The following is a 24010-nucleotide window of genomic DNA, read 5'->3' as shown; positions in this document are numbered from 1 at the left end:
AATTGATGACACGCCCTAAATCATTCAAGTAAGCCCCGATCTGTTTGCCCCGATCTGGTGGCGATGATCTCAATTTAAAAATTTAAATATTATGGTTTTGATTCGCGTTCCCCAAATTTGGGACATTCCCGAAAGTCAAATTACCCCAGAATCCGTTTTTATCAATCGGCGCAAGTTTCTCAAACAGGCGATCGCTGCTGGAATTGGCGTCAGCATTTTACCGATCATGGGCTGTCAACAGCAGTCCGAAGGGGGCAACGACCCCACAGCGGGAACCATTTCCCTCGGTCAAGTTCCCGTCAACCCTGATTTTGCCACAGCCGGACGGTCGATCACCGATCAATCCCTCAGTTCTCGCTACAATAACTTCTATGAATTTGGCGGCACCAAATCCATTTGGCGGGCAGCCCAAGCCTTACCCACAGACGATTGGAAAGTCGAAGTCACCGGCTTAGTCAACCAGCCCAAAACCTACGACCTCGATGACCTGCGGAAAAAATTTCCCATTGAAAAACGGGTTTATCGCTTTCGTTGCGTAGAAGCTTGGGCAATGGTCGTCCCTTGGATTGGATTTCCCATGAAGAAAATCATTGAAGATGTCAATCCCACCAGCGCCGCAAAATTTGTCCGCTTCTCCTCTTACTACGATCCGGAAGTCACCCCAGGACCAGGTTTTGCCTTTGGTTCCTTGCCTTGGCCCTATCAAGAAAGCTTGCGGATTGAGGAAATGGCTAATGACCTCGCTTTCTTTGCCACGGGAATTTACGATCGCACCTTACCCAAACAACATGGCGCCCCCATCCGCATGGTGGTGCCTTGGAAATATGGTTTCAAAGGGGCGAAATCGATTGTCAAAATTGAATTTTTAGACCAGCAACCGGCGACTTTCTGGCATACCTTGGTGCCGAATGAGTACGATTTTGAAGCGAATGTCAACCCCAATAAGCCTCATCCCCGTTGGTCTCAAGCGAAAGAACGGTTAGTCGGGCCAGGTCCTGCATTAAGTTGGGAAACTGTCCCCACTCAGCCTTATAACGGTTACGGTGAATATGTCGCTGGGCTGTACCAAACCTAAAAGTTATTGGTTATTTGGCATCACCCACAAATAATTTTGAAATTACTGACTTACCATGAATCACGATCCAGAAAAACGCCATACATCTTCCGAAGATGAATTGATCGATGCCTTGGAAAAATTAGAAGCAACTTTAGAGTCCAGCGATCTCCCTCTATCCCCCAAAACCCCCGCCACACCAGCGGCTAAAGTGGCCTCACCCCCGAAAAAACCTAAACAGGAATTCCTGTTGAGTGCTTTAGAAGATGCGGCAGCGGATATTGATCAATTTATGGCGGCAAAACATTTGGATAGCGATCGCATTTGATTTGTTATTTGTTATTTGTTGGTTGTTGGTGGTTGGTTGTTGTTTGTTATTGATGGGTTTCTTTAAATAACGAATAACTAATAGCAGGTAAATAACAACTAACCAGCAATCAACTAATAACTAAATAATAACTAAATAACTAAATAACTAATAACTAATGATTAATAGAAAACCTGAGCAATAACCCACAAATTACCCCAAAATGTCAAGATTTACTGACTTTTTGCCGCTGCGCTTCGTAGAGAATTAGGGCAGCAGCGATCGCCACATTCAAGGACTCCACTCCCCCACTCAGGGGAATCGTCACTGTTTTGTCAGCAAGCGCTGACAATTCCGGGGATAAACCATTGCCTTCATTTCCTAACAAAATTAGAGTCGGTTGACAATAGTCAAGTTCCCAATAGGTGAATGAAGCATGAGCATCCGTGGCCACAATTTGCCATCCTTGATTTTGGCAATGTTTCACCTGAGTTACTAAATCCGCACTCACCGCTATTGGCAAACGAAACCATTGCCCAGCGGAAGAACGCAAAACTTTCGGATGATCTAAATCTACGCTATCGGCACTTAACCATAAACCCGCTGCATTAGCCGCCGCTGCGGTTCTAATAATTGTCCCCAAGTTGCCCGGATCTTGAATTGTTTCTAAAGCTAAAGCGATCCCCGTTTTGGGCATCTGTTGGGGATCGAGGGTAGGACGGGGCGCGGTAGCTACGATCCCATCAGGATTCACCGTAGTAGCGATCGCTTCTAGTACCAATTGACTCAGCACTTGGCACTTTTTTGCCTGGGTGGAAATTCTTTGCCAAAGGGATAAATTTTGGGCAATCCATTGGGGAGTTGCACAAACATTAAGCAAGGGATAATTTACTTCACAGGCTACTTCCAGTAAATGGGTGCCTTCTAACAAACATTGATTTTCTCGGTGTCTTCCTTTGGCGTCATGTAGCTTACGAATTTGCTTGACTAAAGGATTTTGCCGACTGCTGATTTCAATTACTATTGAAGCGGATGGTGGTTGTGCCAAGGCTGCTACAGGTCTCACAGACTTAAAAAAAGTGCTTTTCCTATTGTACCATAATCATCCTAGAGGAGAATAGTCAGAGACGATTTTATAAATTAATTAAATTTTTTACGGATTGCCTGAATAATATTTGTGAAATATAGTAATAAGCGTTGAGGATTTTCTAGATTAATTGCTACATCATTGCCATCATCATTTTATGACAAGAACTTATGACAACAACTCTCGGTGAAAACAAGATTCAAGGCGATTTCGGTCAATGGGCGATCGCACCGAAAAAAAATATTCCTCAAGGCTTGTTTTTTTACCCAGAGGAAGCTAGTTGGTATCTGTTAATAAATATGAGGAAGCTAGTTGGTATCTGTTAATAAATATGCGGAACCCGGGACTTGAACCCGGAAGTCTTTGCAGACACTAGAACCTGAATCTAGCGCGTCTACCAATTCCGCCAGTTCCGCTTGTTGACCTTGTGATTTCAGACAATCTATCCTTTCATAAATATTTGCTAATGTCAAGTACCTCAAAGAAAAATTTTTTAGGTGACTTGCCAGGGGGCAACGACACCAGTCAGATGAGATCGCGGAAAAATAGCCCAAGTAGAATATCCAGAATTGTCAATTGACCGCAAAATAAATCAAATATATCTGGACAATTACCATCTTTCCGCTAGAATCTAAACCAACTTAAAAAACTGTAATATTATCCATATCGGAGGATACCCCTATTACTCTCTCTCTTGCTTCGCTAAACAAAAAAGCTTCACCGGAAGCGTCTTTTGCCACTGCCCTAGAAATTCAAGGACAATACCCCCTCAAAGGTCATGTCAACATTAGCGGGGCGAAAAACGCTGCGTTAGTTGTAATGGCTGGAACCATCCTCTGTTCAGGGGATTGCCGCCTACGCAACATCCCAAATCTCTCAGACGTTCAGCGTATGGGGCAAGTGCTCTCATCCTTGGGCGTCCAAGTCAGCCATAACCCTGATGCATTGGAATTCAATGCGCGGGATTTCCACTGCACCGAAGCACCTTATGAATTAGTCAGTCAGCTACGGGCCAGTTTCTTTATTATTGGGCCGATGTTAGCCAGGTTGGGAGAGGCTTCTGTACCCCTGCCCGGAGGCTGTGCCATTGGCGCTAGACCAGTGGATCTCCATGTGCGAGGTCTGCAAGCAATGGGTGCCCATGTACAGATTGAGCATGGCGTAGTCAAAGCAGCGGTTCCCGGCCCCAATCGACGCTTAAAAGGAGCCAAAATCTATTTAGATTATCCCAGTGTGGGTGCTACCGAAACTTTGATGATGGCGGCAACTTTGGCTGACGGGGAAACCACGATCGAAAATGCAGCCCAAGAACCGGAAGTTGTGGATTTGGCTAATTTCTGCAAATCAATGGGCGCTCGGATTTGGGGCGCGGGCACCAAGAAAATTGTCATCGAAGGTGTTGCTCGATTACATTCCACTGATTACGAGATTATTCCCGATCGCATTGAAGCGGCAACATTTTTGATCGCTGGGGCGATTACTCGTTCCGAGATATCGTTATCGCCGATCGTTCCCGATCATCTGACAGCGGCGATCGCCAAATTGGGCGAAATTGGCTGCAAGATTGTCATCGAATCCCCAAATCACCTGCGGATTATTCCCGCTTACGAAATTAAAGCCAGCGATATTACCACCATGCCTTATCCCGGATTTCCTACGGATATGCAGGCACAATTTATGGCCTTGTTGACCCTGAGTAATGGCGACAGCACCATCTCAGAAACCGTGTTTGAAAATCGGATGCGCCATGTGGCGGAGTTAAATCGCTTGGGTGCTAATATTCGGGTCAAAGGTAACACCGCGATCGTGCGTGGAGTCCCCCTGTTATCGGGAGCCCCCGTATTAGCCACCGACTTACGAGCCTCTGCGGGACTGATTTTAGCCGGACTCGCCGCCGAAGGAACTACCATTGTCCAAGATTTACAACATCTCGATCGCGGCTATGAAAGGTTGGATCTGAAACTGCAAAAACTTGGTGCGAGATTGCGCCGATTGTCAGTAAATGATACAACCGAAATTGCTACAGCCACAATCCCACCTTTACAAGTCGCGGCTCAATAAGCCCAAAAAACCCTTGATGGTGCGGATGATTGGCAATCGATCGACCCTCGATCTATCTGCGGTAAAATAGCTGAATTTCCTAAGTCCCAAGTTCTGAGTCCATAACTGGCATGGCTGTCTCTAAGGTACAACTGATTGGTTTACGAGCCGACGCCTTTCGTCATCCGCTCGATTTTGAAGCAACAAATTCACTCAAACAGTTGCCCGGACTAGATTTAATAGTGCGGCAACTGCTTGGAGCCCTGGGAGAGCAATTTTTTTACTTAGAAAATATTGCCTCTAGTGTTCTGGTGAACGAGCAGCAGTTACCCGAACTGCATCAGGCGCTGTTAGAAGCCTGCCAGATACTGGATCTGGAACCCCCACAATTGTATGTCCGCCAAAATCCCGTCCCAAATGCTTATACATTTGCGATGCGAGGCAAGCAGCCTTTTATCGTGCTACATACATCACTGATTTCTATGTTGACACCGGCAGAGATTCAAGCAGTGATGGCTCACGAACTGGGACACTTGAAATGCGAACATGGGGTGTATCTCACTTTAGCCAATTTGATTTTATTGGCCGCAGGGCAGTTGCCGAATTTAGGCGGGTTAATTGCCCAAGGTTTACAGAGTCAAATTCTCCAATGGTTGCGCTGTGCGGAGTTTAGCTGCGATCGCGCGGCTTTATTAGCCACCCAAGACCCCAGAGTCGTCAGTTCTGTACTGATGAAACTGGCCGGAGGCTCTCCCACTCTGGCTCCGCAATTAAATTTAGATGCATTTCTTGCACAAGCGAAAACTTATGATATAATAAGCGAGACTGAGATGGGACGAATCTTTAAAGAAGCACAGTCCTCCCAGTTGACGCATCCCTTGCCAGTCCTACGTGCTAGAGAAATCCAGCGATGGGCCAGCAGCAAAGATTATGAATCAGTGTTGCAAAGGCAAGAAATCGTGTATAATAAAAAAGTCAAGCCCAATCCCAAGGGCGAGTGGCGAAATTGGTAGACGCACCACACTCAAAATGTGGCGGTTTCGGCCTTGCGAGTTCGAGTCTCGCCTCGCCCATATCTCTTATAATAATTAAACTCTTATAGGCTAAGGCTTATAAGAGTTTAATTTTATGTTTATTTCAAAAGCGGAGCTTTCAGAGCTTTCTAAAGCCCCTTACACAATATCTGGTGGCTTGGCATCTGTAGGGGTGCGGCGGAAAATCCCCCGCGTTGGCGTTGGCAATGCTTGCCACGATATTTTGGGGGCGCCTAGCTGTATCAAGCTTAATTGAAATGGCTAGATGGCTAGATATATAGATATAAGGTTTTACATATAAGGCGGCACCCAGATTCGAACTGGGGGTAAAGGATTTGCAGTCCTCTGCCTTACCACTTGGCCATGCCGCCTTGGTTCCAATTTGTTTTGGTTCCGGCTTATTATTGTAGCAGAGCGATCCAGAAAAAGGCAAGGATTTGGGTAAAAAAGTTTTCTGGAGAGCGCATAAGCTGATATATAAATATAGTTGCCGGTTTTGGAAACGCATCAATGGTTTATCCTGCCCCCCTGCGAATTGCTCAATTGACAGATTTACATTTGTTTGCCGACCCTGGGAAGAAGATGATGGGTCTGGCAACGGCTCGGTCTTTCCAAGCAGTGATTACACATTTGCAACAGTTAGAGCATCAGCCTGATATCTTGTTGCTGACTGGAGATTTGTCTCAGGATGAGACCCCGCAGTCTTATGAGTATTTGGGTAATGTTTTACGTCCTTTGGGGATTCCGACTTATTGGATACCGGGCAACCATGATGATTTGTTGGCAATGGAGCGGATTTTGTCTCAACCACCGATTTATCTGAATAAGTCGGTGCAGGTGGGTAATTGGCATTTTATTCTGTTGTGTTCTAATATTCCGGGTCGCGTGGATGGGGAAGTTTCGGCAACGAGTTTGAGTTGGTTGGAGAAGCAGCTAAAGTTGGCAGGAGATCGCCATGTAGCGATCGTGATGCATCATCCCCCGTTGGCGATCGGGTCAGAATGGATCGATCGCCTGCGCTTGAAAAATGCCGATGCTTTATTTGCCATTCTCGATCGCTATCCGCAAATTAAAATTATGCTCTGCGGTCACGTTCACCAATCATGGGACACGAAGCGAGAACAAATCCGCTATTTCACCACCCCCTCTACTTGCGTGCAGTTTCTGCCCAAGAGTGTGGATTTTGCGATCGATCCCGAAGCATTTCCCGGATATCGGTTATTAACGATTTATCCTGATGGCGGTTGGGAAACCAAAGTTGAGCGCGTGGCGTTTGCTTATCCCCCTCACCTGGGAAAAGACTGATAAATTATCGGAGATGTTAATTACAGCCTTTTTCAGAATAATCGATCGCCTCTGTAGGGGCAAAGCATTCCGGTAAAAACTTCCGGTTTTTCACCACAAATTTATCTGCCGGAATGCTTCGCCCTTACCAATAAAAAATTTACGCAGTCTTTTTGATAAAGGAGATTCTCCGGCTTCTAAGCGTAGTTTCTCGCTATACTCAAAGCGACGTTTCATATCCTCATCAATTTCTGCTTTGTGTTCCCAATAATAAGCTAAAGCTGAATGAATCTGACTCATATTCAAATGAGGATACTGAAAATGTAGTTCTTCTGGACTCCATCCATAAGCCTGAACAGAAGTCACTAATTCTACAACTTTCATCGATGTTCCGTTAATAAATGGCACTTGATGCTCATCAAGGAGAATATGTTTATACTCAGTGGTTGTTACTAGGGTAATAATCTTAACTAACTATTTAATGAATATTTTTCATGCTATTTCCGAATAAATTTTACCATTTAACCGTCCTCTCTGGACGGAATTTTGTAGCGCTTCTGACAAACGACTGTAATATTGCGGATATAGGGGCAAACGGGGGACTAATTCCCAACCCCCTGGGGCTAAAATTTCCGCCAGTTGTTGATGGTGGGGATGGGGATAATCAGGGTTTACTTCGTCCCACGGCCCGATTCCTCCTAAGTCTCTAGCCCCTGCGTCTAAACAAGCAAGTAATATTTGGGGTTGGGTGACAAGGTTGGGGGGAATTTGAATAGTTATATTATTCGGGAGAATTTGACGGGCGATCGCTACTACTTCCGGCAATTGTTCCAGATTAAAACCAGGTGCATCTGAGATTTGTTGGCTGCCTAAACTATAAGGTTGCAGGATAACTTCTTGGATATGTCCCCATTTTTCCTGGATATGCGCGATCGCCTCTAAAGTTTCTTGCCGATCGGCATCACATTCGCCAATTCCTAATAATAATCCCGTCGTAAAAGGAATCTCTAATTGTCCCGCCCATTCTAACTGTTCCAGTCGTAAAGATGGCAACTTACTAGGTGCATATTTATGTACATTTGTCAATAAATTAGGATTGATTTGTTCCAACATTAATCCCATTGACACATTCACCTCCTTCAGTTTTGCCATTTCCGCAAAAGTCAAAATACCAGCATTAGTGTGGGGTAAAAATCCCAGATTTAAAGCTAATTCTCCCAAGTCATAAATTATTTCAAACCAGGCTTTGCGGCGAGAACTTTGGGGATGAACTTCCCCACTGAGGATCAAAATTTCTATGGTATCTTTATTTGCTAAAGACTTCAGCAATGCTTCAGCTTCAGATAAACTTATCCAAGGACTTTTACCCGGTTCTTCCCGAAAATTACAGTAACTACAACGATTAAAACATTCGTAAGTTGGCACCAGGGTATAGGCTGGACTATAGGTAATAAGCTTAGATGTTAAACTAGGGATTAGCATTTATTGATTTATTTTATATTTTGTATAAAAATATATTAAACGATATAATTTTTATTATGGGAGTATTTATGAGCTTATTTCTAAGCGGTTTTTTTGTCTGATTTTTCTCTATATATGTTTTGATTTCTAATCATTCTTAGAATTATTTTTTAGAATTTATAATTATGTGAGTTTATTTGATTTTTGAGTAATCAATCTGATGTGATTCAGGCTACCTCCAAAATTACGCCCCGGATAATAATTAGGCATGAAGGACACAGTAATGCTGTGTCCCATAATATATTGAATAGCTGATTGAACAGGTGAAAAAACAACCGAGTAACTGTCACGATATTCCAGGCATATCAGGTTGTTCTTATAAATATCTTATCAATAAAATATCAAGCTTTGCAGGATTATTTTTGGGCAGCAGGTTATTAGTCATTATTCATTATTCACTGGTCTTTTTCCTGATAGCTGATCCGCTATCCACTGTTCGCTATCTGCTGTTCGCTGATAGTTGATTAAAAAAAAAGCGATAATTAGCTGTATGATTAACCATGAATGATATCTAAAATCAAGCCTTCTCGTGCCATCACTGAGTTAGGAAATGCTTCTTTAACTTGTGCCCCAATACCATCAAGCACTTGATCGCCGTGGGTGGGTTCGTGGTGAAAAATGACTAATTTTTTCACTCCGGCTGCTTTGGCAATTTTCACCGCTTCTTGCCAGGTAGAATGTCCCCATCCATGTTTAGGGGATTTAGGGTTATTGTACTCTTCGTCGGTGTACATTGCATCATAAATGAAAACATCAGCATTTCGCGCCAGATGTAGTACATTTTCGTCCATGCGATCGGGAAAGTGTTCGGTATCGGTACAATAAAATACGGAATGCCCTTGCCAAGTAATCCGATAGCCCATTGCGGTATTTGGGTGATTCAATGGCCCGGTTTCAAAGTAAATATCATCAATACTGAACGGTTCCCCACAGATTAATTCATGGAAAGTGATATCAGCTTTCATTCCCGAGAGGGGAACCGGGGAATTGGGATGAAGTACCCGTTCGAGAAAATGCTGTTTCATGGATTCGCCATTGGGGGGAACCGATCCATAAATGTGAAAGCGATTGCCAGAGATAAATACTGGTTTAAAAAAGGGAAAGCCTTGAATATGATCCCAGTGATAATGGGTAAAAAACATATAGGCTTCTAGGGGCTGTGCTTCGAGCAAGCTTTGACCGAGAACTTGTAAGCCGGTTCCCCCATCAAAAATTAGGTGTTTGCCACCGATGTACATTTCCAAACAGGAAGTATTGCCACCATAGCGAACGGTGTCTTTTCCTGGAGTGGGAACGCTGCCACGTACCCCCCAGAATTGAACGAAAAAGTCAGAAGAATGGCTCATGGTTTATTTGACGATTCCCGCTAGGTGAGCATACGCTTCCCTGGTTTTCCTTTGAGGAAAATATATTGAGGAAGGGATGAGAGAAAAACGGGGCGGGTCTTACCGTTTTTCTATCTATATTATTCGTTATTCGTTATTCGTTATTCGTTGTTTGTTGTTTGTTGTTTGTTGTTTGTTGTTGGTTGGGTAGAGATTCTTTGGTTGTTTGTTGTTTGAACCCAACTTTACCCCAAATAACAAATAACAAATAATAAATAACGAATAACGAATAACAAACAACTAACAACTAACCACTAATTTATCTTTAATGCACCACATTGACCCTGATGACGCAAAAGATGATCGCACAAGACAAGTGCAACCATTGCTTCTACCATTGGCACTGCCCTGGGTAGGACGCAAGGATCGTGGCGGCCTTTGGCAGCCAGCACGGTTTCTTCTCCGGTGCTGGTGACAGTACGCTGCTCTTTCCGAATTGTAGCAGTTGGTTTAAAGGCTACTCGGATAATAATGTCCTCACCGTTGGCAATGCCACCTTGAATTCCCCCGGATTGGTTGGTGGCGGTGCGAATATTGCCAGTTTCATCTATATAGAATTCATCGTTATGTTCTTTGCCGGTAAGGAGGGTACCCGCAAACCCTGAACCAATTTCAAAGCCTTTTGAGGCCGGTAGGGACATAACTCCTTTGGCTAGGTCGGCTTCGAGTTTGTCAAAGACCGGAGAACCTAAGCCTTTGGGGACTTTTCGGGCGACACATTCCACGACGCCGCCCAAGGAGTCCCCTTCGCGGCCAATTTGTTCGATGAGGGCGATCATTTGTGCTGCGATCGCAGTGTCAGGGCAACGCACGATGTTGCTTTCTACTTGTTCCAGGGTGACGGTGGCTGGGTCGATCTCCCCTTCTAGGTCTTTGATGCGTTTGACATAACCAATGATTTCTACCCCGGCGACTTGGGCGAGAATTTTTTTGGCGATCGCCCCGGCAGCGACTCGACCAATGGTTTCTCGCGCCGAAGATCGCCCCCCTCCTTGCCAGTTTCTAATGCCATATTTAGCATCGTAAGTGGCATCCGCATGAGAGGGGCGATATTTAGTCGCCATGTCGTTGTAGTCTTGGGGTCGAGTGTCCTGGTTCCGCACCAAAATGGCGATCGGTGTCCCCAGGGTTTTACCCTGAAAAACCCCCGAAAGAATTTCACAAGTATCCGTTTCTTTGCGCGGGGTGGTGATTTTACTTTGTCCGGGACGGCGCCGATCTAGCTCAAACTGGATTTCGGCGGCGGAAATTTCGAGTTGTGGAGGACACCCATCAATCACAACGCCGACGCCACCGCCATGAGATTCGCCAAACGTGGTAATTCTGAAAAGATGTCCGAATGTGTTGCCCATGATTTATGAAAAAGCCTGTGAAAAAAAGCCTCTGGGTCTAGTATTTTAGCCGAATTTGATCCAATCGGCTGCCCATAGGTTGCTTTGCATTATAGCGGCTTGTTTGTCAGACAATAATCTGGATGGTATGACAGGGGCGATCGCGAGTCCCCGGTATTTGTCCCTGACATTTGTCCCTGGCATTTGTCCCTGGTATTTGGCTATTTGTAGATGCGATCGCCAATGGATTAAAGAAACTATCTGTATGCATCAACAGGATTAATGTCTGACAATGTTATTTAACATGGATATTTAACATGGATATTCAGCATTGATTTAATACTGAAGTTGCGGCGTATGGGGGGGTCGGGAATTAGATGTGCGATCGCGATCGCTTCCAGAATGAAGCAAACTCAAATAAGCGGGCTGTTGCCCACCAGGGGGATAATGGGGAGAAGCCTGACTATCCATCGGATGTCTTTCCATCGGCGGCGATTGATATAAACCGATCGCCCCATCCAACTTCACCTGAGCCAAATTCGCCCCCGTCAAATCTGCCCCGCTTAAATTTGCCCCGCTTAAATTCGCATTCAGTAAATTAGCATTTCTTAAATTTACCCCAGTCAAATCGGCATCACTAAGATCCGCATCCACCAACCGAGCATCGGTCAGTTGAGCATTACTGAGATTCGCGCCTCTCAGTTTACTTTGCCCCAAGTTAGCCCCGGTCAGGTTTGCTCCAGTCAGCTTGCTGCCATTCAAAGTAATCCCAATCAGGTTCGCCCCTTCCAGGTTGGCTCCACTCAGGTCAGCATTGGTTAAATCGCTATTAACTAAATTCGCAAACACCAAATCCGAACCCCCCAAGTGGGCTTGGATCAGTTTAGCATCCAAAAAGTTCACCCCTTGAGCATCGATGCCACTTAGATTTGCTCCCTGCAAATCCGACCCGACAAAATTGGCAAAACTCAAATCAGCCCCACTGAGATTGGCATGACCTAAGTTCGCCCCATTCAGGTTAGCAAAGATCAGATGCGCTCCACTGAGGTCAGCCTTACTTAGATTGAACCCTGCCAAGTGAGCATCGCGCAGATCCCCCCCTTGACATTGTTTGGTGGATAATAAGCGTTTAATATGCGTGGGATTGCTGGCCATATTCTGTTTTTATACTCCTACTTCGTTTGGTTGGTTTGGTTGCTCGAAGGTTTTCCGTCACTGTCAGGCGATCGGTATCTGGCTACTGCTAAAACGCCAACATTTACTAGGATGTACAAACCAACTCTAGGCAAGTCAGGATAATTATTTTGCAGCAGAGGGGCAGGGGGATTGTAGGGGCAAAGCATTCCCGCAGAAATTCTATGGGTAAGAAGCGTCAATTTTTTCCGGGAATGCTTCGTCCTTGCAGACGGGCAGAAGGGCTTGTAGGGGCGAAGCATTCCCGCAGAAATTCTATGGGTAAGAAGCGTCAATTTTTTCCGGGAATGCTTCGTCCTTGCCAATATTTGTGGTTCACTCATCAAACAAACGCTGTAACCGGCTGACTGACTGGCTGATAGGTGGCAAAAATCTTTCTTACTAAGGGCACATGAGCCGCCGCTTCAATCCACAGCCGAGCACCGCATGGGCCGGTTTCGTGGGGAGTGTACACAATTCGGCATGAGCCATTTATCTCTAATTCATGGCATTCATGCTGGTTTTTGCCTTCTTTGACCACAATCGGCGGCTCATTCTGTCCTTCTTTGGCGTTTTTGCCAATAGTTTGCCGGTTGACCAGGATGCAGGTTTCGACTTGGCGGGGGCGCTTGTACCAGGTGCCTTTGGGTCCTTTGCCGCGTTCTTCGATGACCGGCATTCCGTTAAATAAGGGGATGATCCAGGCGCGGCCTTGTTTTTCGGCACCTTTGACTCTGCCTTGCTGGAGGAGAATGCGGAGTCTGACGGTGGAAATGCCTAGGTAGTGGGCGGCTTCGGTGGTGCCGATATGGGTGGGGCTGCTGGTTGGGTTGCTCATTTTTCCTGGCTTTTTACTACATCGCAATAGTAATTTAGCAGGGATAAATCAGAATGTCAAGAGGTTTTTTATTTTTTATTTTTTGTTGTTTGTTGGTTGTTTTGATTTACTACATCGTAATAGTAAGGATTGGCAGCGGATAGCTGATGGGATAACGGATTGGCAGCGGATGAATTGGCTATTTTATTTTCGGATAGCGATCGCCTCCAAGACCAAGAAACCGGGTTTCTTTCGGGCATCCCACAGATAACTGTGATTTTCACCACAGAAACCCGGTTTCTTGGGCGATCTGCGAGGATCAAGAAACCGGGTTTCTTGTTTGTATCCCGTAGATGCACTGTGATATCCCGAAAATAAACTCGGTTTCTGCCCGGTTTCTGGGGTATCTCTGAGGACTAAGAAACCGGGGAAACTGGTTTTTATCCGACAGATAATTGTGATATCCCGAAAAGAAACCCGGTTTCTGAATCCTCCCAAATAGTAAATACGAATCATTATTTGTTAGTTGTATGCCGAGTACATAGTTATTTTATTTATTTTTTAAATAACCATTTTTATTATTTTTAATAAATTATCAAATATAATTATAAAATTAACCTTTATTGGGTTGATCACTGAGCATAGCCGCGCATAAGTTTATATCAGAGATGAGTTATTTTGGCTCAGTTGCGGCTCAATTGCGGCTCAGTTGCGGCTCAGTTAGGACTCGGTTAAAGCTCATTTAGAGCGAGTTGCGGCTCAGTTTCGGCTCAGTTGCGGCTCAGTTGCGGCTCAGTTAGAGCGGTTTTTGGCTCAGTTTTTAGTCGTTTTAGATCGTCGATGGATCAGTTTTGTCGAAAAATAAATCAGCCAAAAATATCAGTAAAAAATATGTAAATTCTTGAAAAAGTATTGGCATTTTTGTGATAAATGATTAAAATATAAAAAGCAAAATTTATTTTGCAACGATCGCCCCGAACAACTGAATATATCATTCAAAACTTAGGAGCATATATATGATGAATACGCGATCGTTAGCCAGCTTTTTCACTACAGCCGCGCTAACTTTAACGACCGTAGCCGCCTTCCAGTCACCGAGTAAAGCGGATAACACTACTTTCCACTGCGGAGTTTGGGTGACAGGGCCAAATGCAGGTGTTCCCGTCACTTTCGCTCAAACCCCTATCGGCGCGATTCCGATTATTAATTGGGTATCCCATCAGTTCAGCGATTCTGGCTATACCCCAGAACGCCGTTGTCAGGAAGTTTCAGGGCGATTCCAAAGTGCTTATAACCAGGGGACTTTGAATTACATCACCACTGGGTATAAAAACGGGCAGCCCGTGGTTTGCACCAGCAGCAATAATGGCGGACCTTGCAGCATGGTGTTATTCACTCTGAAACCGGGTAGCGACGCCAGTCGGACGGTTCAGCAGTTATTCGATATCCGCAACTTGGCCGCTGGCCCTTTGAATGAATCAGAAGGAAAGGTTTATCTGGATATGAACGCCTTCTTGGAAGGGTCGTCACCAGTAGATGCCAGTCAAATTCAAGGGGCTGGTGGTTCAAACGCTTCGTCCCCAACTCCTTCGCCAGCACCAGGGGCGACTTCTCCGAGTCCGATGCCTCAGCCCAGCAGTGGGGGTGGTGGAACAGCTTGGTAGATTTCGTTTTTTGTTTTGCTATGTCGCAAAAAAGATCCTCTGCTTGTGCCACCAAGCGAGGATCTCCAGAGATGAAAAGCAGAGGATTTAGGCCGCTCGGATATGCCAACGAATTCCTCGGCTTTTCCTAGAAGCCGGGGAATTCTGATATCCCAGCGAAGTCCCCGGCGGTGCCAAAACAGAACTTACGCATTATTTCTATATATCGAAGATATCGAAGGCTTGGTATTGAAGGTTTGACTCGCGATCGCTCCTAAAATTCAGCGCTTGATAGTTAATACGGCGTAAGTTCGGCAAAAGCCGGGGGCTTTTTTATGTTGAAAGTAACTTATCACAGTTTAATGATGAATTTTCTTTGGCTATCGACAGCGGCTTGTTTGGGTACGGTTTGCTTGGCTTGGCCATCACAGGCACAACCAGCGGTTTTTCCTGAAGGCTTTTCGGAATCCACAGAGTTTGCGCCGGAGGAAAGTTCGGCGCAGGCAAGCTTTGATGCTACTAGGCTTTACCAGGTCGCCCGGTCTATTTCGGTGAAGGTTTATACCGGCTCTACCAATGGTTCCGGGTTGATTATTCAGCGCCAGGGGTCGGTTTATACGATGGTGACAAATCGTCATGTGCTGACTCCAGGGGCTCCTTACCGAGTGGAGACGGCGGACGGTCGGGTGTATTCGGCTGAGGTGCTGGAAAATGTGGCTTTCGGCGGCAATGATTTGGCGCTGTTGCAGTTTTCTAGTACCCAGGATTATCCCGTAGCTTCTCTGGGGGCGGGGGCAAGTTTGACAGTGGGCGATCGCGTCTATGCCGGGGGATTTCCCAATGGGGTCGATCCGTCTCAGGCTGGGGGCTTTGTGTTCCGGGATGGGACGGTGACGTTGTTGCCCGATCGCGCCTTGGAAAAAGGCTATCAACTTGGGTTTAGCAATCGGATCGATAAGGGGATGAGCGGCGGGCCGTTGCTGAACGATCGCGGTGAAGTCGTGGGGATTAACGGAATGCACGCTTATCCTCTGTGGGGCAATCCTTATATATATATAGACGGTTCCGAACCGAGCGCGGCAACTCGTGAGGTAATGGTGCGCTCTAGTTGGGCGATTCCCATGGAAACTTTGGTGCAGTTGGCGGCAGGTTTGTCCTTACGGCATTCTGGCTTATCCGCAAATTTGCCCACTAATTCCTCGGCAGGGTTATGGCCAAATTCATCAGGCAACCTACCAGCAAATTCATCGGCCAATTTGCCGCCAGTAGCTTGGGGAGGTTTTGGTCAAGGAATCGGGGGAGATACTGGATTACCCACTGAGGATGGCTTTTTGATTCAGCCGTTGGACGAAACATTGGGGGGAGATAACGGGACTGGTCTGGGGGCAATTTCGCCGTCAACCAGTAACGGTCAACGGTCAACCATGAACAATCAACCATTGGCACCATTACCTCCCAACCCAGATAGTTTCTTGAATCCACAAATAAATCCGCAACTCAGCCCGCAATTAAGCCCGCAACGGAACTCGCAGCTAAACCCACAACTAGGGGGAACGCTTTCTACGTCCGATGGCTTGTTAATTATGCCCCTGGAGTCGGGAACGGAGAATAATTTCTCTAATTTTGCCCCAGAGGTGGCGTCTCCTCAGTTGGCAAATCCATCTGGACAGACTGCTTGGTAATTAGGGGGAGATGAGGGGATGAGGAGACCGCCGACGGCGGAGGGGCGGAGGAGCAGAGGAGCAGAGGAGCAGAGGAGATGAGGAGATGAGGAGATGAGGAGATGAGGAGATGAGGAGAAAAATATCTCCCCCGCTCCCCCGCTCCTCTGCTCCCCTGCACCCCCTGCTCCCCTGCACCCCGTCCCTGGGAATAAAAGAAGAAAAGTAAGAATAAGAATGAAAAAGAGGTAAGCCATGAGATTTCCCTACGAACTTTCTGCCGCACTGATGGGAACTACAGCGGCGATCGTGATGTTTCAGCCGCAAATCGCCCAAGCTTTAACTGTGGAAGAACTGTCTCAACGAGCTCGAGAAATTACGGTTTTAATTAGAAATAATGAATCGGCGTCTGGGTCTGGGTCTGGGGTGATTATTGGCAAAAGTGGAGACAGTCCCCAGGTCTATTATGTCCTGACTGCTTATCATGTGGTTCAAGATCGAGAGTTAGGAAAAGAAAGGGGATATACAATTGTCACCCCAGGCAAAGAAGATAAGGCAACTGAAGAAGTTATCCTCGATTATGCTACGGTTCAACAGTTAACGGACGAGAATGGGGAACTGGTGGATTTGGCAATTTTGCAATTTACCAGCGATCGCGATTATCGCATAGCGACCTTGGCTAATTATGACTTAAAATCTCAAGTAGGCAGCAATACTTCTCAATTGGTTTTTGCCTCTGGTTGGCCCGCAGGAAGAGAAGAAGCACAGCGATTATTTAGCCCAGGATTACGAGTAGGCAAAGATTTGGCTGCGGCTTTAGCAAATCGTTCAAGTCAATTAGGTTATGAGTTACTTTACACCAGTATTACTTACCCCGGTATGAGTGGTGGCCCGGTATTGGATGCTAATGGCTATGTGATTGCGATTCATGGTCAGTCAGAAGGGGATCGAGTCAATGAAGTTGAAGCCGGAACTAATGATTTTCGGGTTCGTTCAGGATATAGTATGGGAATTCCCATTCAAACTTTTTTAGGTCATCAAACCGCCCAAGAAATTCAAACCGTTTTACAAACAACTACGGAAGCACCGAGGAATGTAAGTCGGGAAGATGTAGCAGCGTCTTTGACTTCTCTTGTGCCAGAAACTCCTGAAGGTGAACGAGCAGAAGATCCTCGCGTATGGGTGAATTATGGGAATGAATTGTGGCGCATTGGGGATGTTTTTAAGGCTACAGGAAATCAAGAAGGGATTAAATACCAAAATTATGCGATCGCGGCTTATGATAAGGCGGTAGAAAAAGCCCCATCTTTCTATCAAGCTTGGTTGGCGCGAGGCAATGTGTTTACTGATTTAGGAGACTTTAAAAATGCGCTGATTTCTTATGAAAAAGCTATTGAGACTTTTCCTTATGAGCAAACTCGTGACAATTACCAAAATCCGAAGAAAGAAGAGGAGAAAACTCAGGCTGAACGGGATTTAGATTTATATGCTAGTCTGTGGCGCTATAAGGGCTTAGTTTTATCTAAGTTAAACCGCTATGATGAAGCATTGGGTGCTTTTGAAAAAGTATTAGAAGTTAATGAAACTGACTTTGTGGCGGTAGATTTAAAAGGCTTTGCCCAGATGGAGTTAGGAGAAAATGAGACAGCTTTAGCATCTTTTGAACGGGCAATTGAGCTTAACCCAGAATATCTTTTCGCTTGGGTTCACAAAGGTGATGCTTTAGCTAAGTTAGACCGTTTACCTGCCGCTGTTGCCGCTTATGAACAGGTGTTAAGAATTCAGCCAAATTATTATAATGCTGCTTTCCAACGGGCTGATGTTTTGGCCGAATTTTTACGACAAAATGGAGAGACTCCAGAGGCGTTGGCGGACATTTTGGCGATTAATTTGGCACAGTCTGATGGTTTACACCGGCTGGGTTTAGCCCAATTTGGTTTAACAGACCGAGAAGGGGCGATCGCTACTTTTGGCGAAGCAACTAACCGTAATCCTGATGATGCCGCAGCTTGGGCAGCGAAGGGGTTAACTTTAATTGTGGATAACCGCTATGCCGAAGCCCGATTAGCTTTTGAAAAAGCCCTAGAAATTAATCCTGAAAATGCAGCAACTTTAGATGCTTTAGCAATATTAAAGCAGCTAGAAGAGTTAGATGATTCACAGTCAGGTTTGGGAGGGGTATCGCAATGATATTTAAGCCTGTTTCCCGTGAGACGGGAAAACTTACCGAGGGCGCGATCGCCTTTATATCTATTTTGGCGATGCAAATGTTTAGTCAGATGTTTAGTCAGAGTATTTGCGCCCAAGAATTAGGCCAATTTGTTCAATTTGCTCCCCCAGATCCTCCGAATGTAGAAACTCCTACCAGGGGCGAAACATCACGGGAATCATTAGAACAAGAGTGGTTATTGCCTCTTCCTCCTAAAGTAGACGTTACGGTGCCCCAACAAGTTCAAGGAGTTGGTTCACAACGTCGCGTTGCCCCCAGTTCCAGTATTCTTTCTCCCACCGCTTTTACTGCGCGTTGGGGTCAAGCTTTTACCGGGGCAGGGTTTCAAGAAAGAACCAGATTTACTGATAGTTCTGATGGGGCAATATCCACAGGTTTTGGGGTCGGCGATCCTCGGAAAAACGTAGCTTTTCAAACCACAATTACGGTCTTGGATTTATTTAGTAACCGGGATTATGATGACGGTTTTATGAAGCGAGGTAGTTTTAGCTTTAAAGCCGGTCGAATCCTTGCTAATAATTGGATGGTTGCTGTGGGCATAGAAAACGCTATTGTCTGGGGTTTTACCGATGCGGGAACTAGCGTTTATGGGGTCGCTTCGAGAACATTTAACCTTAAAGAAAGTACCGCCGAACCTTTAAGTAGACTGACGGTTTCTCTGGGATTAGGTAATGGGCGATTTCGCACGGAAGATGATTTTAACGATGATACAAATACGGTCAATGTTTTTGGCAGTGTTGGTTTAAGAATTGCCCAACCTGTTTCCGCGATCGCGGACTGGTCGGGGCAAGATTTATCGTTAGGATTTTCTGTTGTTCCATTACCAAATATTCCCCTGGTAATTAGTCCAGCATTTACCGATATTACTGGCAGTGCGGGGGACGGAGTTCGGTTCCGGGTGGGAGTTGGTTACAGCTATTTTTTCTAGTTACACCAAAAACTTGTCAGGTGTAGGATGTGTTAGGCTGGCAATTAATTTTGGCCATAAAAAATTAACTTTCATTCCAGCCGTAACGCACCTTTATGACTTTTGCTGTAATCGGTTAATCCACAAATACCTGCGGGAAAGGGCGAAGCATTCTGGGATAAAAGTTAACCTGTTAACCGATAAATACCTGCCGGAATGCTTCGCCCCTACGGGTTGGAAATCTTGAAATTATTGTCGCGACTCATAAAGCCATGAAAATGCAATCATTTTTATTTAGAATAACTTTGGCATTACTGCTAGGAAATAGTAGCCTGTTACTGCTGGCATCAAAAGCATTGTCTAATTCAGATTCAGATGCAGGAAATTGCTCTGATTGTTCTATTCCAATAATTATTGACCCACCGCCACCAGTAAAACCAATACCAGTAACTAACCCAGTAACTAACCCAGTAATTAATCCAGTAACTAACCCAGTAACTAACCCAGTAACTAACCCAGTAACTAACCCAGTAACTAACCCAGTAACTAACCCAGTAACTAACCCAGAAATTAAGCAGCCAAATGTAAACAACAATGGTACTGAAGATGATCCTTTTGAACTGCTGCCTGAAGCAGACTCAGAGGGAACAGAGGGAACAGAGACAGAAACCGCCGAAACCGCCGAAACAGAAACCACAGAGGCAACCGAAACCGGCGAAGCTCCACAGGCAACACAGCCAACTCCAATAAACGCCCCAGGAGATACTGTTTCCGCGCCGCAAGTGGAATTTGCCCCCGTTGGAGAAGTGGGTTCACCGACACAAGTTGTCGCAGAAGGCGTGATCGTGCAATTAGGGGCGGGGACTTTTGGCAGCGGTGACGGTGCGGGTGGTGCTGGGGGTGCCTCCATTCCGGCTTCCGTGCAACAGGCGTTAAGCACCTTGTTAACTGGAGACCCCACCAGCAAATCCTTATTTGGCGATCCACTACAAAATCCTTTAATTCGGGCGTTAGGACAGGGAGGGGCGGGACAATTATCCGCGTGGAAACTGGCAGAAAGTTTGCTGGGACTATTGCGCGGTGGCAGGGTAGATGCAAAAAAACTTTTGGCGGCTGTAGCTGCTTACAATGCTTTAATCAAAGCCAGTAATGACGAATTCTTGCTCAACCCACCGGCAGAATTAGTCGCCATTCGAGCGGTTCTGGCTGAATTAGTCAGTGCAGCGGAGGCGGAATTCAGAACCCCCGACTAAGAGGACTTAGAAACCGGGTTTCTGGTTTGCATCCCAGAGATAATTGTGATATCCCGAAAAGAAACCCGGTTTCTGGGCGATCTGCGAGGACAAAGAAACCGGGTTTCTTGTTTGCCACCCACAGATAACTTTGATATCCCGAAAAGAAACCCGGTTTCTGAACCCCCACGAAGAACCTAGAAACCGGGTTTCTTGCTTGGATCCCACCGACAACCGTAATTTTCACGACAGAAACCCGGTTTCTGAACCTACCCCAAGGACCTAGAAACCGGGTTTTTTTTGCCGCCCACAGATAACTTTGATATCCCGAAAAGAAACCCGGTTTCTAGACTATATCTGTTATCCTAAAATTTCCGCTACGGTGAGAGCAATATCGGGAAAAGCTAGGCTAGAAATGCTGTCATTTTTACGGCAATATTTAATTTCTTGATATCCATTGGCTGCCGGTTGCCGATAAATTTCTAATCGCTGTTCAATTAAATTTACTAACCAAAGTTCAGTGATTGCCGCTGCTGCATATAAGGGTGCTTTTACTTCGCGATCGTAAACTACGGAAGAGTCAGCAATTTCGATTAATAGTAAGATATCTTGGGGTTGAGGATGAGCATCAAGATAAAAATCATCCCGATAGGAAACTATGGCTAAGTCCGGTTGCGGTTCTGATATATCATCCCCCAAAAATATCGGGTTTTGAACGCTAATTAAAGCATTTTGTCCTAACTTTTGAGAAAAAAGTTGGGTGAGTCGGCGCACAGAAGCAGCATGACGAGAACCAATGGGGGACATTTGGATAATTTCTCCTTTAATTAATTCAATCCGCTCATCTTCTAATAAAATACCTTTTTCAGCTATTTGATGATATTCGCTGATGGTAAATTTGCGGGTGTTAAGTTTAATTGCCATGACTATGTTCTCTTGTTTTTGTGATATAATAAAGAGAGGAAAAAAAACCCGTTTTCTGGTTTTTATCCCATAGATAACTGTGATATCCCGAAAAGAAACCCGGTTTTTGCCCGGTTTCTGGGTTATCTGCGAGGACTAAGAAACCGGGTTTCTTTTATGCCACCTACAGATAACCGTAATTTTCACGACAGAAACCCGGTTTCTGAACCCCCACGAAGAACCTAGAAACCGGGTTTCTTTTATGCCACCTACAGATAACTGTGATATCCCGAAAAGAAACCCGGTTTCTGCCCGGTTTCTGGTTATCCTACTTTTCTAATAATAATGTAACCGGCCCGTCATTTTCAATTTCTACGTTCATCATTGCCCCAAATTCGCCAGTTTCTATTTTTAATCCACTCTGTTTTAAGCGGTTGACAAAATTATGATAAAGTTTTTCGGCGATTTCTGGAGGCGCGGACATATCGAAGGAGGGACGGCGACCTTTGCGACAGTCTCCATAGAGGGTAAATTGGCTGACTACTAGGATTTCTCCACTAATTTCTAATACGGATTTATCCCACCTCGCTGCGGGTTTTTCTGGGTCAGGAAATAGCCGTAGTTCTAAACATTTTCGCGCCATCCATTCGAGTTCTTTTTCGCTGTCAGTTGGGGCAATTCCTACGAGTAAGTTTAATCCTTGGCCAATCTTACCAATGATTTGGCCGTTGACGGTGACTTGAGATGATTTGACTCGTTGAAGGATAACGCGCATGGTTGGTGGTTGGGGAACGGGGAACGGGGAACGGGGAACGGGGAACGGGGATAAGGGGCAGAGGGGATAAGGGGCAGAGGGAAACGGGGAGCAGGGGATAAGGGGCAGAGGGGATAAGGGGAAAAATTCTCCCCTGCTCCCCTGCTCCCCTGCTCCCCTGCTCCCCTGCTCGATTGGCGGCTACCTTTAATTATTATTTACCAAAGCCTTTTGCCCGGGTTTTTGAGGGGAGACAAATGCAGTTTTCTAGCTGCGATCGCAGGGTGTCATGGTCGAGGTTTTGACCAATGAGAACTAGCTGATTTTTTGGGGCATAAGGCCATTGATCGTCATCCATTGTAAAGCGTTTGCCGCTGAGGTGGAAAATATGGCGGCGATCGCTTTCATCAAACCATAAAATCCCTTTCGCCCGAAACACTGATTCTGGCAATTGGTTATCCAAGAAATATTGGAATTTACGCACAGAAAGGGGGCGATCGCATTGGAAAGAAAGGGAAGTAAACCCATCCATTGCCAAATGATCGGAATGGTGATGATGGTGATGATCGTGGTCATGGTCATGGTCGTGAACGCAATGGCCGTGGTCATGGTCGCATTCAGTATGATCGTGATCGTGGTCATGGTCATGGTCATGGTCATGGCTATGACTGCGATCGTGGGCTTCTTTTTCGTCGGCGGCATCGAAATATTTATCCGACTCAAATAAACCCACACTCAAAATCAAAGGCAAGGGAACTTTTGCTTGAGTGGTTCGCAAAATTCTGGGGTCTTTTTTAATCTCATGCAGTCGGGTTTCTAACGCATCTAATCGGCTGGGTTCAACCAAATCAGATTTGTTTAATAAAATAATATCACCGTAGGCAATTTGATTGTAAGCGGCTTCACTATTAAATAGATCCACACTGAAATTTTCCGCATCGACTACAGTAACAATAGAATCCAAGCGAGTTAAATCTCGGAGTTCGGTGCCTAAAAAGGTTAAAGCTACCGGCAACGGGTCAGCTAACCCGGTAGTTTCTACTACTAAATAATCGATTTTTTCCGAACGTTCTAAAATGCCGTAAACCGAATTCAGCAAATCCTCATTAATGGTGCAGCAAATACAACCATTACTGAGTTCTACCATATTATCTTCGGTGGCTACAATGAGTTCGTTATCGATGCCAATTTCCCCAAACTCATTAACTAAAACGGCAATTTTTAGGCCAGTTTGGTTGGTTAAAATATGGTTCAGTAGGGTAGTTTTACCACTGCCCAAAAATCCGGTAATAATAGTGACAGGTAAGCCTTGTTTGGGGGCATCCATTGTCAGAGGTTCTGTCAGGGTCGTTTCGGGTTTAATTGCTGATTGCATAGGGTTGTTATTTGATGGTTCTGGATATCTCAAGAGTTGACTGTTGAACGAGAAGCCGAGAATGGGGAACAGCTAAAAAAGTGTTCACTGATTCATTTTAATTGAATCAGGAGGCATTGTCAGGGATTGATTTTGAATTCTTGGCGAAATGTCTTGATGGTGTGGGGCCGCCATCGGCCGCCATCGGCCGCCATCGGTGTGTGGGGTGTGTGGGGAGCCGCCATCGGAGCCGCCATCGGAGTGTGGGAAAGAGAGGGTGTGGGGTGTGGGGG

General features: G+C 45.5%; 25 protein-coding genes and 3 tRNA genes. 12 read left to right on the top strand and 16 right to left on the bottom strand.

Annotation, left to right across the window (positions count from 1 at the left end; all coding sequences use genetic code 11):
- Window positions 1-91: 91 nt before the first annotated feature.
- Together msrP and AM228_RS25375 are read left to right on the top strand one after the other, a co-directional pair.
- Window positions 92-1075 carry a protein-methionine-sulfoxide reductase catalytic subunit MsrP gene (gene msrP / locus AM228_RS25380; protein ID WP_054469709.1) on the top strand — a complete coding sequence of 328 codons (984 nt, stop codon included), beginning with the start codon at window positions 92-94 and terminating at the stop codon, window positions 1073-1075.
- A gap of 55 nt (window positions 1076-1130) precedes the next feature.
- Window positions 1131-1382, top strand: coding sequence for a hypothetical protein (locus AM228_RS25375; RefSeq protein WP_054469708.1), 252 nt, complete (start codon window positions 1131-1133; stop codon window positions 1380-1382).
- 205 nt (window positions 1383-1587) lie between these two features.
- Here AM228_RS25375 and AM228_RS25370 read toward each other — a convergent pair whose 3' ends face one another.
- A complete protein-coding gene (locus AM228_RS25370; protein ID WP_231636944.1) occupies window positions 1588-2427 on the bottom strand; it encodes an RNA methyltransferase in 840 nt (279 codons plus the stop codon).
- A 191-nt stretch (window positions 2428-2618) separates the two neighbouring features.
- On the opposite strand from AM228_RS25370, the gene AM228_RS33555 reads away from it, so the two are divergent.
- The gene (locus AM228_RS33555; RefSeq protein ID WP_156332056.1) at window positions 2619-2774 is read left to right on the top strand and encodes a hypothetical protein; all 156 of its coding nucleotides are present in this window, start codon (window positions 2619-2621) and stop codon (window positions 2772-2774) included.
- A 6-nt stretch (window positions 2775-2780) separates the two neighbouring features.
- Here the strand turns inward: AM228_RS33555 and AM228_RS25365 are convergent.
- Window positions 2781-2864, bottom strand: a tRNA-Leu gene (locus AM228_RS25365).
- Between the two features lie 265 nt (window positions 2865-3129).
- Here AM228_RS25365 and murA point away from each other — a divergent pair.
- The 3 genes from murA to AM228_RS25355 all read left to right on the top strand — a co-directional run bounded on the left by murA (window position 3130) and on the right by AM228_RS25355 (window position 5561).
- Window positions 3130-4509, top strand: a complete 1380-nt coding sequence (murA, locus tag AM228_RS25360; protein ID WP_082349083.1) for a UDP-N-acetylglucosamine 1-carboxyvinyltransferase — start codon at window positions 3130-3132, stop codon at window positions 4507-4509.
- Between the two features lie 110 nt (window positions 4510-4619).
- Complete coding sequence (locus AM228_RS30280; RefSeq protein ID WP_072160923.1) at window positions 4620-5501, top strand: M48 family metallopeptidase; 882 nt, start codon at window positions 4620-4622, stop codon at window positions 5499-5501.
- A tRNA-Leu gene (locus AM228_RS25355) sits at window positions 5480-5561 on the top strand. The genes AM228_RS30280 and AM228_RS25355 overlap by 22 nt, the downstream gene beginning before the upstream one ends.
- Before the next feature lie 261 nt (window positions 5562-5822).
- Here the strand turns inward: AM228_RS25355 and AM228_RS25350 are convergent.
- Window positions 5823-5893, bottom strand: a tRNA-Cys gene (locus tag AM228_RS25350).
- Between the two features lie 139 nt (window positions 5894-6032).
- Between AM228_RS25350 and cpdA the strand changes: the two genes are divergently transcribed.
- Window positions 6033-6827: a 3',5'-cyclic-AMP phosphodiesterase gene (cpdA, locus tag AM228_RS25345; protein ID WP_054469706.1), complete on the top strand. Its 795-nt coding sequence runs from the start codon at window positions 6033-6035 to the stop codon at window positions 6825-6827.
- Between the two features lie 90 nt (window positions 6828-6917).
- Here cpdA and AM228_RS25340 read toward each other — a convergent pair whose 3' ends face one another.
- The 9 genes from AM228_RS25340 to AM228_RS25310 form a co-directional block, all read right to left on the bottom strand.
- Window positions 6918-7214, bottom strand: coding sequence for a DUF433 domain-containing protein (locus AM228_RS25340; protein WP_255353267.1), 297 nt, complete (start codon window positions 7212-7214; stop codon window positions 6918-6920).
- A gap of 84 nt (window positions 7215-7298) precedes the next feature.
- On the bottom strand, window positions 7299-8288 hold the full coding sequence (gene cofG, locus AM228_RS25335) for a 7,8-didemethyl-8-hydroxy-5-deazariboflavin synthase subunit CofG (RefSeq protein ID WP_197285410.1): 990 nt from the start codon (window positions 8286-8288) through the stop codon (window positions 7299-7301).
- A gap of 533 nt (window positions 8289-8821) precedes the next feature.
- Entirely contained in the window at window positions 8822-9673 is an 852-nt protein-coding gene (locus AM228_RS25330) for an MBL fold metallo-hydrolase (RefSeq protein WP_054469704.1), read from the bottom strand.
- A 293-nt stretch (window positions 9674-9966) separates the two neighbouring features.
- Window positions 9967-11064, bottom strand: a complete 1098-nt coding sequence (gene aroC / locus AM228_RS25325) for a chorismate synthase (RefSeq protein ID WP_054469703.1) — start codon at window positions 11062-11064, stop codon at window positions 9967-9969.
- A 106-nt stretch (window positions 11065-11170) separates the two neighbouring features.
- On the bottom strand, window positions 11171-11314 hold the full coding sequence (locus tag AM228_RS33550) for a hypothetical protein (protein WP_156332055.1): 144 nt from the start codon (window positions 11312-11314) through the stop codon (window positions 11171-11173).
- A gap of 65 nt (window positions 11315-11379) precedes the next feature.
- Window positions 11380-12198: a pentapeptide repeat-containing protein gene (locus tag AM228_RS25320; RefSeq protein ID WP_054469702.1), complete on the bottom strand. Its 819-nt coding sequence runs from the start codon at window positions 12196-12198 to the stop codon at window positions 11380-11382.
- 17 nt (window positions 12199-12215) lie between these two features.
- Window positions 12216-12560 (bottom strand): hypothetical protein, encoded by a 345-nt coding sequence (locus AM228_RS33545; RefSeq protein WP_156332054.1) that lies wholly within the window; start codon window positions 12558-12560, stop codon window positions 12216-12218.
- Window positions 12560-13054, bottom strand: coding sequence for a helix-turn-helix domain-containing protein (locus AM228_RS25315; protein WP_054469701.1), 495 nt, complete (start codon window positions 13052-13054; stop codon window positions 12560-12562). Before AM228_RS25315 ends, AM228_RS33545 begins: the two co-directional genes overlap by 1 nt.
- Window positions 13055-13237: 183 nt before the next feature.
- Window positions 13238-13549, bottom strand: a complete 312-nt coding sequence (locus AM228_RS25310) for a hypothetical protein (protein ID WP_054469700.1) — start codon at window positions 13547-13549, stop codon at window positions 13238-13240.
- A 500-nt stretch (window positions 13550-14049) separates the two neighbouring features.
- Between AM228_RS25310 and AM228_RS25305 the strand changes: the two genes are divergently transcribed.
- The 5 genes from AM228_RS25305 to AM228_RS25285 all read left to right on the top strand — a co-directional run bounded on the left by AM228_RS25305 (window position 14050) and on the right by AM228_RS25285 (window position 20727).
- Window positions 14050-14697 carry a COP23 domain-containing protein gene (locus AM228_RS25305; RefSeq protein ID WP_072160922.1) on the top strand — a complete coding sequence of 216 codons (648 nt, stop codon included), beginning with the start codon at window positions 14050-14052 and terminating at the stop codon, window positions 14695-14697.
- Between the two features lie 314 nt (window positions 14698-15011).
- Window positions 15012-16358: a serine protease gene (locus tag AM228_RS25300; protein WP_054469699.1), complete on the top strand. Its 1347-nt coding sequence runs from the start codon at window positions 15012-15014 to the stop codon at window positions 16356-16358.
- Between the two features lie 234 nt (window positions 16359-16592).
- Complete coding sequence (locus AM228_RS25295) at window positions 16593-18527, top strand: serine protease (RefSeq protein WP_054469698.1); 1935 nt, start codon at window positions 16593-16595, stop codon at window positions 18525-18527.
- Entirely contained in the window at window positions 18524-19495 is a 972-nt protein-coding gene (locus AM228_RS25290; RefSeq protein WP_054469697.1) for a hypothetical protein, read from the top strand. The genes AM228_RS25295 and AM228_RS25290 overlap by 4 nt, the downstream gene beginning before the upstream one ends.
- 251 nt (window positions 19496-19746) lie before the next feature.
- Entirely contained in the window at window positions 19747-20727 is a 981-nt protein-coding gene (locus AM228_RS25285; protein ID WP_054469696.1) for a hypothetical protein, read from the top strand.
- On the opposite strand, the gene AM228_RS36440 is transcribed toward AM228_RS25285, so the two are convergent.
- The 4 genes from AM228_RS36440 to AM228_RS25270 all read right to left on the bottom strand — a co-directional run bounded on the left by AM228_RS36440 (window position 20724) and on the right by AM228_RS25270 (window position 23738).
- Window positions 20724-20849, bottom strand: a complete 126-nt coding sequence (locus AM228_RS36440; RefSeq protein ID WP_255353266.1) for a hypothetical protein — start codon at window positions 20847-20849, stop codon at window positions 20724-20726. The genes AM228_RS25285 and AM228_RS36440 overlap by 4 nt on opposite strands.
- 217 nt (window positions 20850-21066) lie before the next feature.
- Window positions 21067-21630, bottom strand: a complete 564-nt coding sequence (locus tag AM228_RS25280) for a Uma2 family endonuclease (RefSeq protein ID WP_054469695.1) — start codon at window positions 21628-21630, stop codon at window positions 21067-21069.
- Between the two features lie 307 nt (window positions 21631-21937).
- On the bottom strand, window positions 21938-22384 hold the full coding sequence (gene dtd, locus AM228_RS25275; RefSeq protein WP_054469694.1) for a D-aminoacyl-tRNA deacylase: 447 nt from the start codon (window positions 22382-22384) through the stop codon (window positions 21938-21940).
- Window positions 22385-22577: 193 nt separating this feature from the next.
- Entirely contained in the window at window positions 22578-23738 is a 1161-nt protein-coding gene (locus AM228_RS25270; RefSeq protein ID WP_054469693.1) for a GTP-binding protein, read from the bottom strand.
- Window positions 23739-24010: the final 272 nt, after the last annotated feature.

The sequence above is a fragment of the Planktothricoides sp. SR001 genome, from assembly GCF_001276715.1.
In the GTDB taxonomy this organism is placed as follows: domain Bacteria; phylum Cyanobacteriota; class Cyanobacteriia; order Cyanobacteriales; family Laspinemataceae; genus Planktothricoides; species Planktothricoides raciborskii.
Note: the sequence above shows the minus strand (reverse complement) of the source record. Positions and strands in the feature narration are given on the sequence as shown.

Bases quoted from the DNA above. Each gene is read 5' to 3' on its own strand.
- AM228_RS25330 (WP_054469704.1), bottom strand. From the start codon at position 9,673: ATGAGCCATTCTTCTGACTTTTTCGTTCAATTCTGGGGGGTACGTGGC.
- cpdA (WP_054469706.1), top strand. From the start codon at position 6,033: ATGGTTTATCCTGCCCCCCTGCGAATTGCTCAATTGACAGATTTACAT.
- AM228_RS25315 (WP_054469701.1), bottom strand. From the start codon at position 13,054: ATGAGCAACCCAACCAGCAGCCCCACCCATATCGGCACCACCGAAGCC.
- AM228_RS25305 (WP_072160922.1), top strand. From the start codon at position 14,050: ATGATGAATACGCGATCGTTAGCCAGCTTTTTCACTACAGCCGCGCTA.
- AM228_RS25320 (WP_054469702.1), bottom strand. From the start codon at position 12,198: ATGGCCAGCAATCCCACGCATATTAAACGCTTATTATCCACCAAACAA.
- AM228_RS30280 (WP_072160923.1), top strand. From the start codon at position 4,620: ATGGCTGTCTCTAAGGTACAACTGATTGGTTTACGAGCCGACGCCTTT.
- AM228_RS25280 (WP_054469695.1), bottom strand. From the start codon at position 21,630: ATGGCAATTAAACTTAACACCCGCAAATTTACCATCAGCGAATATCAT.
- AM228_RS25375 (WP_054469708.1), top strand. From the start codon at position 1,131: ATGAATCACGATCCAGAAAAACGCCATACATCTTCCGAAGATGAATTG.
- aroC (WP_054469703.1), bottom strand. From the start codon at position 11,064: ATGGGCAACACATTCGGACATCTTTTCAGAATTACCACGTTTGGCGAA.
- AM228_RS25285 (WP_054469696.1), top strand. From the start codon at position 19,747: ATGAAAATGCAATCATTTTTATTTAGAATAACTTTGGCATTACTGCTA.
- cofG (WP_197285410.1), bottom strand. From the start codon at position 8,288: ATGCTAATCCCTAGTTTAACATCTAAGCTTATTACCTATAGTCCAGCC.
- AM228_RS33555 (WP_156332056.1), top strand. From the start codon at position 2,619: ATGACAACAACTCTCGGTGAAAACAAGATTCAAGGCGATTTCGGTCAA.
- AM228_RS33550 (WP_156332055.1), bottom strand. From the start codon at position 11,314: ATGCATACAGATAGTTTCTTTAATCCATTGGCGATCGCATCTACAAAT.
- AM228_RS25300 (WP_054469699.1), top strand. From the start codon at position 15,012: ATGTTGAAAGTAACTTATCACAGTTTAATGATGAATTTTCTTTGGCTA.
- dtd (WP_054469694.1), bottom strand. From the start codon at position 22,384: ATGCGCGTTATCCTTCAACGAGTCAAATCATCTCAAGTCACCGTCAAC.
- msrP (WP_054469709.1), top strand. From the start codon at position 92: ATGGTTTTGATTCGCGTTCCCCAAATTTGGGACATTCCCGAAAGTCAA.
- AM228_RS25270 (WP_054469693.1), bottom strand. From the start codon at position 23,738: ATGCAATCAGCAATTAAACCCGAAACGACCCTGACAGAACCTCTGACA.
- AM228_RS25310 (WP_054469700.1), bottom strand. From the start codon at position 13,549: ATGATTCGTATTTACTATTTGGGAGGATTCAGAAACCGGGTTTCTTTT.
- AM228_RS25295 (WP_054469698.1), top strand. From the start codon at position 16,593: ATGAGATTTCCCTACGAACTTTCTGCCGCACTGATGGGAACTACAGCG.
- AM228_RS33545 (WP_156332054.1), bottom strand. From the start codon at position 12,560: ATGAGTGAACCACAAATATTGGCAAGGACGAAGCATTCCCGGAAAAAA.
- AM228_RS25290 (WP_054469697.1), top strand. From the start codon at position 18,524: ATGATATTTAAGCCTGTTTCCCGTGAGACGGGAAAACTTACCGAGGGC.